Raw genomic sequence first — 15043 nt, 5'->3', positions numbered from 1 at the left:
CTGATCTGCCTTTAGGAATTCGGATGGTTTTTGCGAACATTTATTGACACTATCTGTAAATGCTACTATAAATAGCAAAAGAGCAGAGACAAATTTCTTCTTTGTCTCTGCTCTTAAATACATACGTTACAGTTTCAAATAATCACGAAAATGTCAGCTCTTTGACCTCAGAATTTCTAAGTTTCTGCTGACTGAGCCCGATAGAATCATCTAATTGATTAGTTAGAGTACCATTTTCATTGCCTTCATCCACCTTGGATTCGCCCTGATCAGGTACAAATTCTTCGTTACGCATACCTTCCCTCCTTTAATATAGTTTCTTCCAGTATCCCCAATAATACTAAAAAAAACCTGATTTATGGGTAAAGTTGGGAATCCTTAGTAAATGAAGACATTTTTATTGTCAGAACCCTCAATTAGGCTTTTATAAAAATCGCGCTAAAATCCCCCGCTATGAAGTGAAGCGAGGGATCTTTAGCCTTTTTTATTTAGTTAATTGAAAGGAACTCTTCAAGGGTACAATTCTATTAAAAACAAGCTTCTCCTGTTTAGAACTTATAGGATCGACGTTAAAGTAGCCATGTCTAAAGAATTGGAATTTTTCTTGGGGCTTCGACCCCTTAATATTCGGCTCAACAAAGCCATGAACTATTTCTAAAGACTGGGGATTAATATGCTCTATAAATGAGCTCTCGTCGTCCTCATCTTGATCTAAAATCAAAGGTTCATATAATCTAAACTCTGCAGGTACAGCTTGCGCGGCATCCACCCAGTGAATCGTACCTTTGACCTTTCTTCCCGTGAAACCCGATCCACTCTTGGTCTCAAGATCATACGTACAGTGCAGTTCAATGACTTTCCCATTCTCATCCTTAACTATATTATTGCATTTAATAAAATAAGCATTTTTCAGCCGGACTTCGTTTCCAGGGAAAAGCCTAAAATATTTTGCAGGTGGGTTTTCCATGAAATCATCTTGCTCAATATAAATCTCACGTGAAAAAGGAATTTGCCGAGTACCCATTTCCGGGTTTTCTGAATTAATTTCAGCTTCTAACATTTCAACTTGATCTTCAGGATAATTTGTAATGACGACCTTTAATGGTTCAAGAACAGCCATCGTTCTCGGTGCTTTGAGCTTCAAGTCTTCTCGAATAAAAAACTCAAGCATTTTGCTGTCCACAACACTGTCAGCCTTCGCTACCCCAATTTCACGGGCAAAGCTACGAATCGCTTCCGGCGTATACCCTCTGCGCCGAAGTCCTGAAATGGTAGGCATCCTCGGATCGTCCCATCCATCTACCACATGCTCATCGACCAGTTGCTTAAGCTTCCGCTTACTCATAACGGTATTGGTCATGTTTAAACGGGCAAATTCGTATTGATGAGGTATCTCTTCCATTTCACATTCTCGTATAACCCAATCATACAGGGGGCGATGATCCTCAAATTCCATCGTACAGATAGAGTGAGTAACTCCTTCAATAGCGTCTTCCAACGGATGTGCAAAATCATACATTGGGTAAATACACCACTTATCTCCAGTGTTATGATGAGTTGCATGAGCAATTCTGTATAGCACAGGGTCACGCATATTGATGTTGGGAGAAGCCATATCTATCTTAGCGCGTAAAACTTTTTGACCATCTTTAAATTCGCCTTTGCGCATACGTTCAAATAATATCAAATTTTCTTCTGCGGACCTGTCTCGATAAGGGCTTTTTTGTCCCACCTCTATCAGCGATCCGCGCATTTTGCGAATTTCCTCAGCTGTAGAATCACAAACGTAGGCCATACCTTTTTTAATTAGAAGTACGGCTCGATTATACATTTCTTCAAAATAATCTGATGCAAAAAACAAATTGTCCCATTCATATCCCAGCCACAATACATCTTCCTTGATAGATTCTACGTATTCTGTGTCCTCTTTCACAGGATTAGTATCATCAAAACGCAGATTAGTCTTACCCTTAAATTCATCCGCCAATTCAAAGTTCAAAATGATGGACTTGGCATGACCAATATGTAAATAACCGTTGGGCTCCGGTGGGAACCGTGTGATAATGTGATCAACATTACCTGATTTCAGATCCTCGTTAACAATGTTCTTAAGAAAATTCGAGGAGGGCTTGTTTTCCATCCGTTATCAACCTTTCTCACTATGCTGATCCTAATTCTGCCAATTTTAACCTTACCCTAAATAATACTGCATTCATCGCGAGAGTTCAACTTCTGTGCCCCTTTTTTTGTTCAACAGGATATATTACGAAAACAACACAATTTTTGAGCCTTTTCTTTTTATTTCAGTCTATATATTTGGCAAATCCGGAGTCAATACAGGTCCGGATCTTTAAGAAATGTTAGACAGACAACGGTAAATTCACTTCTTTGTCTTTCTCTTCCAGGTTGCACAGGCTAATAACAGTAGATTTGTACAATCTAAAAAGCCTGTAACTTCAATTGTTTATCAACCTAAGTTACAGGCTTAAGAAATCATCCCTCTATTGCGACTTTATTTCCGTAAGTACTACAGAAACTTCCACGGACTTATTATCTCGATAAACTGTGACTGTAACCGTATCACCCGGTTTATGCTTCAATAATTGATGGGTCAATTCAAGCATACTCTTAACTGCTATTCCATTAATCTTAGTCAAAATGTCCCCAGCATGAATTCCTGCCTTTTCAGCCGGGCCGCCAGGTGTAACTTTGGAAATATAAGCACCTTTCGGCCATCCTCGTTGACTGGCATATTCAGGAGTATAACTAGGATCAATTTGAACATTAAGTCCGGGATGACTGGCATATCCCTTCTCAATTAGTTGTTTGATTGTTGGTAAAGCATCTGTAATAGGGATAGCAAAACCCATTCCCTCAAATCCCGGTTCCTGATTCTTAGCCGAATTTATCCCAATCACTTGCCCTTGATAACTCACAAGCGGCCCGCCACTGTTCCCAGGGTTTATGGCAGCATCAGTTTGGATGAGGTTAAAACTTGCTTCTCCCGGAATATTTAAGATTCGATTTGTTGCGGAGACAACACCTGTAGTCACTGAGCGTGCAAATTCTTGTCCGCCAGGATTTCCAATCGCTACCACCGGTTCACCAACTTGAAGTTTTGATGAATCACCTATTTGCGCAGCAACTAAGTCTTTAGTATCCGCGATCTGAACCACTGCTAAGTCTGTACGCTCATCGCCGCCTACAAGTTTTGCATCAAGATTGCGGCCATCAGCCATACTTACAATAATCTTTTCTGCTCCAGAGATTACATGGTAGTTAGTGACAATGTAACCATGTTGTGCATCAACGATAAACCCCGAGCCACTGCCTACTTCAGTCGACCCACTTCCTCCAAATAAAGATCCTCGAGATTGAAAATTAGCAATCCCGACAACTGCCGGGCCAGTGGCTTTAGCAATCTGAGTTACTGGGAAATTTGCGCCACCGTCTGTTTGAATGGATGGAGTCGTTGGGCCTTCATTCAAACTAACTTGGCTCGTGGGCGTCACTTGTTTATTCCCGTACACGGATGGAACCAGCGCCACGGCGATAATTCCGCCTAATAAAGCACTGACTAAAGCAACAAAAACCGTCGAAAAAAAGCCAGGACCTCTCCGCGAATAATTATTGTCCTTATAGTAGTCCATAACTTACCTCCATTGCTATTATTCAATTAACCTAATCAATTCATGCGGGGAATGCCTTGGAGCAACATCAACAGGGAGCTTTGAATACTCTTTCGATCTTTTCGAGTCTCGAAGAATACGTAAAACAGTAGCCAAAGCGATTTCCGGAGTATTGTTTTCTTGACTTAAATGGGCCAGCACAACCCGTTGGGTGTTTTCCTTGATCCACTCTAAAAGCCCTTCCGCCAACTGTTTATTTTCCAAATGACCATATTTCCCCCTGATTCGCCTTTTCAGATAGGCCGGGTACGGCCCATTCTGTAACCGCTCATCGTCATAATTTGCCTCAACAACAAATGCATCGCATCCTAGCAAATGTCGATGCATTTCCTCTGTAATCATGCCGCTGTCCGTGGCTATCCCAACTGCCAAGTCCCTCTTATTCTTCTGCTTGGGCCGTGAGACCTTTAGACCATAACTCTCTCGACTGTCATGAGATGTAGGGTAGAGCAAGACATCCATACCTGCGCAAGAAAATGACTCTTGAACCTCAATTCGTTGACCTTCTTCGATCTTCCCTAAGGAATGACTCATAACGTTCCAAAGTCCAGCTGTAGCATAGATTGGGATTTTTAATTTCCTGGCTAGAATCCCCACTCCACGTATATGGTCTACATGTTCATGCGTAACTACAATTCCCTCAATGTCGGAGCAGGAGAGGTAAATCTGGGAGAGGTTATGTAACAGACTCTTTCCACTAATTCCACAATCCACAAGTAAATGTCGATTATTCTCTCCAACAAGAATTGCGTTTCCGGAACTTCCGCTCGCCAAGGTTGTAAAATGCAATATTTGTTCCTCCGTTTTCAGCATATAAAGAAACCTTTTTTGGGTGAAGTTCTTCTTAAGCAAAGTTTAGTGAACCTATTAGGGGCTTATAGTCACTAATTGAAGAAAAAGATCAGTGACGCCAGCCTTATTCATCAATTCCGAGACTCCTACTTCTGCAAGTGGGTGTTCCTTATTCTACGATGTTCAGCTTTAGCTGAACGAGTTCACTGCCGATTTTACTCGCCGTTTTTTAAGATAGGATTTGACACGCCGTCCGTTGTCTGATTACCATTGAGTTGGCTTTGAGCTTGACGAATCATCTCCTCGATAGTCTCTTTCTCCGAACTGTTCTGAGTCAACGGCAGGGCTTTTTGCCACTGATTAATGGCTCCAGCCCAATCTTGCTTTGCTTGAGACAGAAAAATTCCATAGTTAAACAAGGCATTAATAAAATCCGGTTTAATGACTAATGCCTCATTATAACTTTTTTCTGCTAAGTCATAATCCCCGCTATAAAACGCAGAGGTGGCCATATCTACTGTGATATTAGGATCTTTATTTGTTTTTAATACCTTTTGGTAAGCCTCGACAGCCTTTTTGAAATTTTCTTGTATCTCTGTAGGAGCAACCGTTTGAGCTGACATTCCTGCATTATAATATTCATTTCCCAGAGCCGTTTGTAACGGCACATTCTCAGGGTCTTTCTTGGCCTGCTCCACCATCGCGTCTATGCGCAACTTTTGAGCTTGGTATTCTGCTTCAGCATTAGCTGCACTATAGGCTCCTGTATTAGGTAAAGGGGTATCAGAATCAAAAAAATAACCGATAAAAGCTGAACCAACCATAGCAATACTTACCAGTACAGCAAGAATGCCAGCAAAAATGCGTTGTGATTTTTTATTCAAATAGTTCGCCTCCTTGACCATTTAATCCCAAATACCATTGTACCATGTCTTTTTAATCCATCCAACTTTTAATCTTCAAAGTTTTCTTATGCCCTTTTCCTCTCTGAGAGTAAATATAATGCAGGTGTTTAGACTTTCAAATTAAATCCTGTTGGATTTCTTTAATCTTTATATAAAATGCCACTTCTAAACGCTTTTTCTGAAGCTCACACCCCAAAGTATAAACATCTGTCAAGCTTTGAGTAAAGGCCACGTTAGCTGCATGACATCCCCCGCTACAGGCAAATCGAGCCCAACATTCTCTGCAAAGCGGCTTACTATAGACATGAGCTGATCGAAAACTCTTCACCACTGTGTCCTTTAGTTGATAAGAGGTTTCATCGTAAAGTGACCCCAATTTGTAGGCTTCCTGCCCAACAAACTGATGACAAGGGTAAAGATCTCCCTCCGGAGATATGGCCACATACTCATGACCAGCTCCGCATCCTGAAAGGCGTTTAATCATGCATGGTCCCTGATCTAAGGCAATATTAAAGTGGAAGAAATTAAAATCTCTATCTTGAGCACGGCGTAATAATAGCTCCTCACCGAGGCGATCATAGGCTTCATGTATTTTTTGAAGATCTCCCTCTTGAAAAGCATAAGCATCCTTAGGGCTTGCTACAACAGGTTCCACAGAAATTTGTTTTATCCCTAAATCTGCCATGTGCAAAACATCCCGATCGAAATCCAGATTAAAATGGGTGTACGTGCCCCTAACATAGTAATATGTCCCCAGCGCATAAGGTGAGCTTTCTGGTCGTTTGGCAGCAAACTGTTTGATTAGAGGGGTAACTTTGGCGTAGCTCCCTCGACCATCAGCGTAGGGCCTCATTCGGTCATGGACTTCTGGTCGACCATCTAAGCTCAAAACCACACTGATTTCCTCTTGCTCAAGAAATTCCTGGATTCTGTCGTTCAGTAATACGCCGTTAGTAGTCAGCGTGAATTTGATGGTTTTACCATGGGCTTTTCCAGCCTTTCTCCCGTATTCGACTAAGGACTTGATCAACCCAAAATTAAGTAATGGTTCACCACCGAAGAAATCAACTTCACAGTGATCCCGATGTCCCGACGACTCTAGAACAAAGTCAATCCCCTTCTTACCGGTCTCCACATCCATCATCCTTCGACTTCCACCAAAAGCCCCTGTCCCTGCAAAACAATATTCACAGCGTAAATTGCAGTCATGAGCCACGTGGAGGCAGATGGCCTTGACAATTGGCTTTTCTGGGTACATCGGAAGCACGATCTCCGCCTCTGCGGAAAAAAGTGTACTTTCTTTGCGCAGTTCCTCCAGCTCATCAAGAATCTCAGAAAGTTCTTTCACAATTACTGTTTTACCTGCTTGCCTAAGGACCTGGCAGATCCCCTCTGTGTTTACAGTTTCCAACATCTCCTGCAACTTCTCAATAGCCTTAATTACATCATAAGCTCCCTCATCAAGGACATGTAAAGAGCCAGAATTGACATCATGTGCGATGAATAAGTCTCCTTGGCGATAACTATGAACATTCTTTTTAATAGAATACTCCTTGAAATACACTAAATTTAACATTGATATCCAAATCCTCTCTTTTCTGACCCTTGCCAACAGTTACTCTAAACAGAAACAGAACCCAACCCGGTATGCGGGTGAGTTCTGAGATCCTATGTTTCAAATTAAGCCTGAAGGCCTTATTTAACACACACTTGGTTACCAACCGTGCACGACGTCTTACAAGCAGATTGACAAGAGGTCTGGCACTTGCCACATCCTCCGGTTTTTGCAGTAGAACTTAAGTTTGCTTTCACAATTGTCTGAATGTGTTTTGCCATTCAAACACCCTCCTCTCGAGACTATCACGTCATTTAATTCATTCTCGATTATAACACAATATTAAGCGGAAAGGCAAAGTCTAACCTTCGTCAAACAGTCTTTTCTTAGTGTATTTAATCTCAAAATATTCTCAATATAATTGTAAAGTAAGTCAAAAGAAAATCATTTAAAAATAGACCTCAAGTTATTAAAAATTTTCATAAAATGTTGACGAATTTGCTAGATTATACATATAATAAAGTGTCCCAGAAATAATCTCTGTTAGGTGAGGCTCCTGCATAAACATAGGCCACTGCCCAGAAATGTCGAGAGACGCCAATTGGGTAGAACAGGTATTGCCGACATAAGGTTTTACTTAAGGTGGCTGAGAATACTCTACGCTATGCAGTGCTAAAGCTCAACGATTAGGGAGGTCAAACGTTTGTTGAAAGACCTTCTATTTTGCCATAGAGGTCTTTTTTATTTTACCCAATATTTTATCTTTTCAGGTTCAATAAGGAGGTGGATTTATGGATTCTGGCCCTTATCATTCGTATTATCCAATAATTTATTGCGTACAGAGTCGCTTAGACATTAGGCGCCAGACTCCGTCGCTAAAAGGAGGGAATTAAATGGAGGACTTGAAAGTTCTAGGAGAATTTTACTTCAGTCAATTGCTTAATAAGCCTATTCGAGATGCCAAAGGACGTCGGATTGGTCGATTACTAGACATGGCCATCCGTTGGGACAATGTCTCCCCTCATGTTACAGGGATTCGATATACCAAAGGGGTTCATGATTTAATTCCCATCAAATTTGTCGCCTCCTTGAATCATGACGGGATGCACCTTAATACCACTTTTAATCCCCTGCTGACATGCCCTTTACACGAGGACGAGACTTTTATTGGCAAATGGCTGTTAGATAAACAAATCATCGACTTAGAAGGCTCAAGATTAGTTCGTGTCAATGACATCTCTTTGTCCTGGGTCTCTCACGAGGATCATAAATATCTCGTTTTAGTTGCAGTAGATATCGGTGTACGAGGCTTATTTCGCCGATTAGGTGTAGAGTTTTTCTTAAGTCGGATTGAGAATAAATTTGTAGGTTGCCAGTATATTAAACCTTTAGAAAATCGAACGTCTGCCCTTCAACTCACTCGGGAAAAAGAACAACTTCGTCAACTTCATCCTGCAGATATCGCAGACCTCATTGAAGACATGGACTATAAACAACGGGCGACTTTCCTCGATGCTCTTGATTCACAACAAGCCATCGATGCATTGGCTGAGATGGAATTGGATGTCCAGGTTGAAGTGATCACTCAAATGGATGAGGAACGGGCCTCAGATATCTTAGAGGAGATGCCCCCAGATGAAGCTGCAGATATTTTAAGCGAATTGTCCTCAGAAAAATCTGAAGAACTCCTAAGCTTAATGGAATCGGACGATGCCGAAGATGTTCGAGAATTAATGCAATACGAAGAAGACACCGCCGGCTCGCTAATGACCACTGAATATATTGGATTACCGATTTGGATCACTGCCGAACAAGCTATCAACGAATTAAGACGCTTAGCTCCCGAGGCAGAAACAATCTATTATCTATATGTTGTGGATGAACAAGAAACCCTTGAAGGGGTCCTTTCCCTGCGCGAACTTATTATTGCTTCTCCCGAAACTACATTAAGAGACTTAATGCACACAAAAATTGTGAAGATCTCTCCGTATGACGATCACGAAAAGGTTGCCGATATCATCCATAAATATGGTTTACTGGCAGTGCCCGTTGTAAATGCTCAAGATCAAATCCTAGGGATCATCACGGTTGACGATGTATTAGAATTATTAATGCCTGATCGTCCACGGGTGGAAATCTACTCCACCTTGATCGCCCGCCGCCGCCAAGCGAAAGGAGGGCATAGCGAATGAACCTAAAAGCACGGTTTGCACTATTCTTTGCCATCATGGGGCCAGGAATAGTCACGGCCTTTGCGGATAATGACGCCGGAGGAATTGCCACTTACGCTGCGGCAGGGGCTAAATATGGCTATTCTCTTATCTTCACTATGCTTATTAGCACGGTACTTCTGGCCATAGCCCAAGAAATCTCAGCCCGTACCGGAGCAGTAACCGGTCGGGGACTATCAGATTTAATTCGGGAAAATTATGGGGTTAAATGGGCATTCTTTGCTATGAGCGTCCTCTTGATTGCTAATTTGGGGACAACTGTTTCTGAGTTTTCCGGGATTGCCACAAGTTTTGAGATTTTTGGAATAAGTAAGTATATCTCAGTACCTGTCATGGCATTTATCATCTGGTGGCTAGTCATAAAAACAGATTACGCTAAAATGGAGAAAATACTGTTGTTCCTCTGCTTAACCTTTTTTAGTTATGTCATCTCAGGGATTATGGTTAAACCTCCCTGGCCTCAAGTTCTTGTAGAATCCATTACCCCCACCCTCCTAGGCACCCCTGCTTTTTTACTGATGGTGATCGGAGTGATTGGAACTACAATTACCCCTTGGGGGCAATTTTATGTTCAGTCTTCAGTCGTTGATAAAGGCATAACCGCCCTAGATTATCGCTATACGCGCTGGGACGTTCTCATCGGGACCTTCTTTACAGGATTTATTGCCTTCTTTATCATAGTATCCACTGCAACTACGCTTTTCGCCAACAATATCCCCATAGAGACTGCTAAAGATGTCGCCCTCGCGCTAAAACCGTTAGCTGGGGAATATGCCAGTTTACTGTTTGGTTTTGGATTACTTGGCGCATCTATGTTGGCAGCCTTTGTACTTCCATTGAGCACCGCATATGCTGTTTGTGAAGCGTTCGGCTTTGAACATGGGATCAGTAAATCCCATAAAGAAGCTCCCGTGTTCTTTAGTCTTTATACTGTCCTTATCGTCTTAGGGGCAGCAATTGTCTTATGGCCCGGATTATCCTTGTACCACGTCATGTTAACAACCCAAGTCGTAAATGGAGTACTATTGCCTCCTATACTCATCTTTATGGTTTTAATAGCCAGTAAGAAAAGTATTATGGGCGAGTACGTTAATTCTAAATTTTTCAATGTCATATCTTGGACATTTACTTTAATCTTAGTATTTCTCACCCTGCTTTTGCTTATGTCAACCTTATTTCCTGAATTTATCACTAGTGTTTTCAGAGTCTTGGGTTTTTAGATCCGAAAATTGCTATTCGTCATTCTCACCCTTTCAAGACGCGATATGACGTGTTTCAGTAATTGAATAATATTTATTAATTAAATTATCCAGTCTTTGACTCATTTCGATAATACTTGGATCAGTAAGGCTGCGATGTTTTGCTGAAGCATTTAAATTTACTCGTGCATCTTCAATTAAGTGAATTAAAAATTCAATATCTTCGAATATCATAACTAATGCCTCCTTTCTTACGATTTGACTATTACCATTTATTATGAAGCAAAAGCTCTTTTACGAAAGGTCTGTAATTTAATTACAGACCTTTTGTTTTTATGATCAGAAGAAATAATTTAAATAAAAATATGGTGATTACTCTCAGTTAAGGAAACCAGTCAACTCGTCGGCTAAAGCTGAACATCAAGACTTCGGTGGGGAAGTCCGCCTCCCTGAATTAGAATAAGAAACACCCACTTGAAAAAGTGGGAGTCTCGAAATTGATCAAATACTCCCCATTATACAACTTTATTATAGTGGTCAGTTGTCCTAAAAGCACTTTGCCGGGTAGCGAGTGTTTGCTCACCATATCTCTGGAAACATTATTACACACAATGAGTAAAAAACGTGTCATAAATAGTCGAGATGGCTTAAATTACCTTATCTTTCTGTCGTTAATACCCATGTTTTACCTCTTTTTGTAATTAAAGTTTAGAGAGCATGTCCTGCTGGTTGTTAATAAAATGTATATTCCTTGGAATAACGCTTAATCTAGCAGCAGGGATAAAAGAAGGAGTGCATTTTATGGGTTTAGGACAGTTAGCATTAGAACTAATTATCGGCTTTTTTAGTTTGTTACTTTTTACTAGGTTAATAGGTAAAACTCAAATCACACAGCTTACTGCCTTTGACTTTATCTCGGCTCTAATTATGGGTGAGCTTCTAGGTAACGCAATCTACGATGATGACACGGGCGTTGTTGAAATTTTGTTTGCTATTTCTGTTTGGGGTCTCCTAATCTTTGCTATACAACTTGTGGGGCAAAAATCCATTACATTAAGAAAGCTTTTAGAGGGCGAACCTTCCTTAGTCATTCAAAAAGGAGTTATCGATCGCCAAGCACTTAAGAAAAACCGCATGAACATCAATGAACTTCAAACTTTATTAAGGGACAAGGATGTTTTTTCCTTTCGAGAAGTTGAATATGCTCTACTCGAGGCAAACGGGTCTTTAACTGTTTTGCGAAAACCCGAATTCGATGCCCCTACACTTAAAGATCTCAATCTTACAATAAGCCCTAAATCTCTACCTATACTTCTTGTAAGTGATGGAATAATTATTAATCAAGACTTACAGAAAATAGACAAAGATGAGTCTTGGCTCAAAACTGAACTGGAAAAGCAAGGCTATGTTAATATCGATAATGTTTTTTGTGCTGAATGGAGAGACGAGGATGGTTTATTTGTCATCGAAAAAGATCAATTAAAGCCGTCAACTGTTCGCTAAACAAGAACCTACCATCGATTGAATCGGTATTCGAGCGCTCTATCCTCCGAACTAGGCCTTGGGCTAAACAAAAAGGTTTCACGTTTTTCATTCATCTAAAAACCGTGAGACTTTTGACATTAATGGCTTTTGCCTTTTAAAAAAACCATACCTAGAATAGGTTATTGAATTAGCCCCATTGTTGTTGTATTTATATTGCATAACTATCGATAGGTAGCTACGTTATATTTACCAAATAATTCCTTCTATTCTATTTTCATAGCAATGCCTTTTATTTACAGATCAAAATCGGTTTCATTTGCTTAGATACATGATATCAAAAATAAAACACCGAAACCAGGCGTTGATTATGTTGTTTCTGTTGTGTAGCTTTTTTTATCAAATGTGAACTGTGACACGCATGGAAATAAACTATTAACGGCTAGGATGACTATTTAAGAATACATATTTATTCGGGTCAGGGGCCAATTATTATTAACCCCCTTCGTAAACAAGAATTGATGCAGATCGATATTACCCGAATGGAAAGAAGCGGCACATGAGTTTAGATAGAGCCGCCACATCCGAATAAAAGTTTCATCTTTTATCTTCATAGTTAATGTGAGGGAACCCTCAAAATTCTTGATCCAGTGTTCCAATGTTCGAGTGTAGTGTTCGCGAAGGCTCTCTAGGTCAATGAGATAGAATCCGTTGGTGGCCATTAGCGAAACTAGTTCTTGTATTGCAGGAATATATCCGCCAGGAAAAATGTACTTATTGAACCAGCTATTAATTGCCGATTCTTTATATCCTGTAATACAGTGTAAGAGAGATACTCCATTTTTATTCAATAGGGAGCTTACAGCTGAAAAATAACTATTAAGATGCGCCTTACCTACATGCTCAATCATCCCTACACTGACCACCCGGTCAAAAGTTCTGCCCTCTAATTCCCGGTAGTCGATGAGCTGAACCTCAACCATATCTTGTAATCCCTCGTTTTCAATTCTTTCTGCGGCCTTATAGTATTGTTCAGAACTAAGAGTGATCCCGAGAGCTTTGACCTGATAATCTTTTACTGCAGCAATAATAAGCTCTCCCCACCCGCAGCCTATATCGAGCATGGTTTGACCAGGCTGTAAATTCAATTTGCGCAGGATATGCGATACTTTGTTACGTTGAGCCTGAAGCAAACTATCTTCTGGAGACTTAAAATACGCGCAGGAATAAGTCATAGTTTCGTCAAGCCATAATCTGTAAAAATCGTTTCCAATGTCATAGTGAAATTGAATATTCTCTTTGTTTTCTCGAATACTGTTCGAGAAAATTCCAAACAACTTTTTATAACCTTTTTTCTGATGGAGAAAGCTGCTCTGATTCTTATAGATGGATTCAATGACCTTTTGGACACTTCCCACAATATGAATCTTCTTCAACATATACCCTTCGGCAAAGGCCATATAAGGATCACTAAAAACTTCTAATTTAGCAATTGGCTCGTTGAAATTAATTCGAAACTGAGGGTTCCCATCTCCATATTTGATAACTTCACCATCCCAAAATTTCACTTCACAAGGATCAGCAAAAAGGTTTTTCATTACATGCCGGTAAAATACTTTGTCAATATTCATTTTTTCCGCCTCCCATAAATGACCTACCAGTTCCCCTTAAGAGATAGTCCATAATATCCATAGCTTGCCCTATGTGGAACAATATGAATACGCTAATTCCTATTATTTGCTTTCATTATAGTATATCCCTTACTCATGTCCCTATCTAAAATATATGCAAACAATCTGTCGAGATGACAGGCGAGCTTTATAGATGATTAGTAGATTGATTTCTTATCGTTTAAAATGTTGAGTTTCAAAATAAAGTTAATTGTCCTATTTCTGGCGAATTTTTGAATTGCCACTGACCAAGTCAGTGTAGGTGTTATATTGAGGAGGAACTAGAATGCCATTTGTGAATCTAAAGTTGGTTAAGGATCAAGTGTCACCCGAGAAGAAAAGGACGTCGATGTAAGCATGGTTCTAATTCATCAACTAGTTTGACGACTTCATTGATACTTAATCTTCGTCACCCTTCTTATATTTAAATTTAACCTTATTGAGTTCATCAATCGTGTTTTTCTTAATCAATTTCTTCATCTGAGTAACTGTACGAACCTTCCTAACCGCGGTGGTCATAATTGTGGTAATTCATCTGGTGAAGAAGAACGATACATCAGATACTTAAAGTACCAAAGAGTTGTTCGCGATATTGGAGCACGAAAAATTTTGTTTTTTACTCCTGTTATTTCTAAAGGTGGATTGCAAAATGGACTATGGATTGACTTATTATAATCTTCAATTCTTATATAACCATCCTTAAATTTTGCAACTGTTAAACTATTCATAGTGCCTCCCAATATTCTAATTAAATTTCAACTAGTATCTTTTATCCATTTCATTATCTCTGGCTATAATAAATTGACAAACAATAACAAAACGCGTTACCAATTTCTCACTGATTATGCTATGTTTGTGCTCATCTTCGAATTTAAACATTTAGCCCTTCACCTTTCTAAACTCCAGCTAATATAAACGAGCCTCATTGTGATAATAAGGCTCGTTTCTTAACTACTCCTAGACTTGTTTCAATCTGTCATTTGAAACGTGATGTTACGTTTTTACTAAAGGGTTTATCTATTGTGCATTGCAATTTGATCAAATACCTCAAATGGGATTAGCTGGTTCCCGAGCATATATTGTGTCAATGTTCACAAAACACTTATAAGAGGTGGCTGTCGGCAGTAAGCGACCTCCTCGGACATGCCAAAACCATTGGATATTTACGGTCATAGTACTTCAGAGGGCAAAATCCGATCCGTCTCTCGATTTAGCAGTTTAATAAAAGCAGCTACATAAACCGGAGTAACGGGTTCTGTTAAAGGGTTTAAAAATAAAAAATCATTCTGATTCGCACTTAAAAAACAAAGAGGCTAATTGCGTCAAATTCGCGATAGCCTCTTTGTTAGAAGTCACTCATTCTATTTCGTTTAGGGATTCATAAACAGACTTAAATCTGATACAATTAAATTGGGAATATTTTGATTAAGGTGTGATGCATTATTGATAAATTACTAAACGTAACTAGGGTTTGCTAAATTCTCATAAAAGCTAGATACCAGAAGGGTTTGAGGTCATGT

The 15043-nt window shown here is 39.9% G+C and carries 13 protein-coding genes and 1 riboswitch; of the genes, 3 read left to right on the top strand and 10 right to left on the bottom strand.

All coding sequences use genetic code 11. From position 1 onward, the window contains the following. Window positions 1-142 precede the first annotated feature (142 nt). The 7 genes from LJE72_RS25230 to scfA form a co-directional block, all read right to left on the bottom strand. On the bottom strand, window positions 143-295 hold the full coding sequence (locus LJE72_RS25230; protein WP_229250866.1) for a hypothetical protein: 153 nt from the start codon (window positions 293-295) through the stop codon (window positions 143-145). Between the two features lie 189 nt (window positions 296-484). Next, window positions 485-2140, bottom strand: coding sequence for a glutamine--tRNA ligase/YqeY domain fusion protein (locus tag LJE72_RS25225; protein WP_229250864.1), 1656 nt, complete (start codon window positions 2138-2140; stop codon window positions 485-487). Window positions 2141-2501: 361 nt separating this feature from the next. Further along, window positions 2502-3650 carry a S1C family serine protease gene (locus LJE72_RS25220; RefSeq protein WP_229250862.1) on the bottom strand — a complete coding sequence of 383 codons (1149 nt, stop codon included), beginning with the start codon at window positions 3648-3650 and terminating at the stop codon, window positions 2502-2504. A gap of 18 nt (window positions 3651-3668) precedes the next feature. Further along, on the bottom strand, window positions 3669-4478 hold the full coding sequence (locus LJE72_RS25215) for an MBL fold metallo-hydrolase (protein WP_229250868.1): 810 nt from the start codon (window positions 4476-4478) through the stop codon (window positions 3669-3671). Window positions 4479-4696: 218 nt separating this feature from the next. Next, window positions 4697-5365 (bottom strand): tetratricopeptide repeat protein, encoded by a 669-nt coding sequence (locus tag LJE72_RS25210; RefSeq protein ID WP_229250860.1) that lies wholly within the window; start codon window positions 5363-5365, stop codon window positions 4697-4699. Between the two features lie 136 nt (window positions 5366-5501). Continuing rightward, on the bottom strand, window positions 5502-6962 hold the full coding sequence (gene scfB / locus LJE72_RS25205; protein ID WP_229250859.1) for a thioether cross-link-forming SCIFF peptide maturase: 1461 nt from the start codon (window positions 6960-6962) through the stop codon (window positions 5502-5504). A gap of 119 nt (window positions 6963-7081) precedes the next feature. Then, window positions 7082-7222, bottom strand: coding sequence for a six-cysteine ranthipeptide SCIFF (gene scfA, locus LJE72_RS25200; protein ID WP_073027411.1), 141 nt, complete (start codon window positions 7220-7222; stop codon window positions 7082-7084). Window positions 7223-7473: 251 nt separating this feature from the next. Next, window positions 7474-7639, top strand: a riboswitch (M-box (ykoK) riboswitch). Between the two features lie 195 nt (window positions 7640-7834). On the opposite strand from scfA, the gene LJE72_RS25195 reads away from it, so the two are divergent. After that, window positions 7835-9133 carry a magnesium transporter gene (locus tag LJE72_RS25195; RefSeq protein ID WP_229250857.1) on the top strand — a complete coding sequence of 433 codons (1299 nt, stop codon included), beginning with the start codon at window positions 7835-7837 and terminating at the stop codon, window positions 9131-9133. Continuing rightward, window positions 9130-10392, top strand: a complete 1263-nt coding sequence (locus LJE72_RS25190; protein ID WP_229250856.1) for an Nramp family divalent metal transporter — start codon at window positions 9130-9132, stop codon at window positions 10390-10392. The genes LJE72_RS25195 and LJE72_RS25190 overlap by 4 nt, the downstream gene beginning before the upstream one ends. A 33-nt stretch (window positions 10393-10425) precedes the next feature. Here LJE72_RS25190 and LJE72_RS25185 read toward each other — a convergent pair whose 3' ends face one another. Further along, window positions 10426-10605 carry an aspartyl-phosphate phosphatase Spo0E family protein gene (locus LJE72_RS25185; protein WP_229250854.1) on the bottom strand — a complete coding sequence of 60 codons (180 nt, stop codon included), beginning with the start codon at window positions 10603-10605 and terminating at the stop codon, window positions 10426-10428. A gap of 567 nt (window positions 10606-11172) precedes the next feature. Here LJE72_RS25185 and LJE72_RS25180 point away from each other — a divergent pair. Further along, window positions 11173-11874, top strand: a complete 702-nt coding sequence (locus LJE72_RS25180) for a DUF421 domain-containing protein (RefSeq protein ID WP_229250853.1) — start codon at window positions 11173-11175, stop codon at window positions 11872-11874. A 434-nt stretch (window positions 11875-12308) separates the two neighbouring features. Here the strand turns inward: LJE72_RS25180 and LJE72_RS25175 are convergent, their stop codons facing one another. Together LJE72_RS25175 and LJE72_RS25170 are read right to left on the bottom strand one after the other, a co-directional pair. Continuing rightward, window positions 12309-13484 carry an SAM-dependent methyltransferase gene (locus LJE72_RS25175; protein ID WP_229250851.1) on the bottom strand — a complete coding sequence of 392 codons (1176 nt, stop codon included), beginning with the start codon at window positions 13482-13484 and terminating at the stop codon, window positions 12309-12311. Between the two features lie 554 nt (window positions 13485-14038). Further along, window positions 14039-14251, bottom strand: coding sequence for a hypothetical protein (locus LJE72_RS25170; protein WP_229250849.1), 213 nt, complete (start codon window positions 14249-14251; stop codon window positions 14039-14041). Window positions 14252-15043 lie beyond the last annotated feature (792 nt).

The organism is Desulfosporosinus shakirovi, from assembly GCF_020595055.1.
Classification (GTDB): Bacteria; Bacillota; Desulfitobacteriia; order Desulfitobacteriales; family Desulfitobacteriaceae; genus Desulfosporosinus; species Desulfosporosinus shakirovi.
This window is presented reverse-complemented; position numbering and strand designations above follow the sequence as displayed.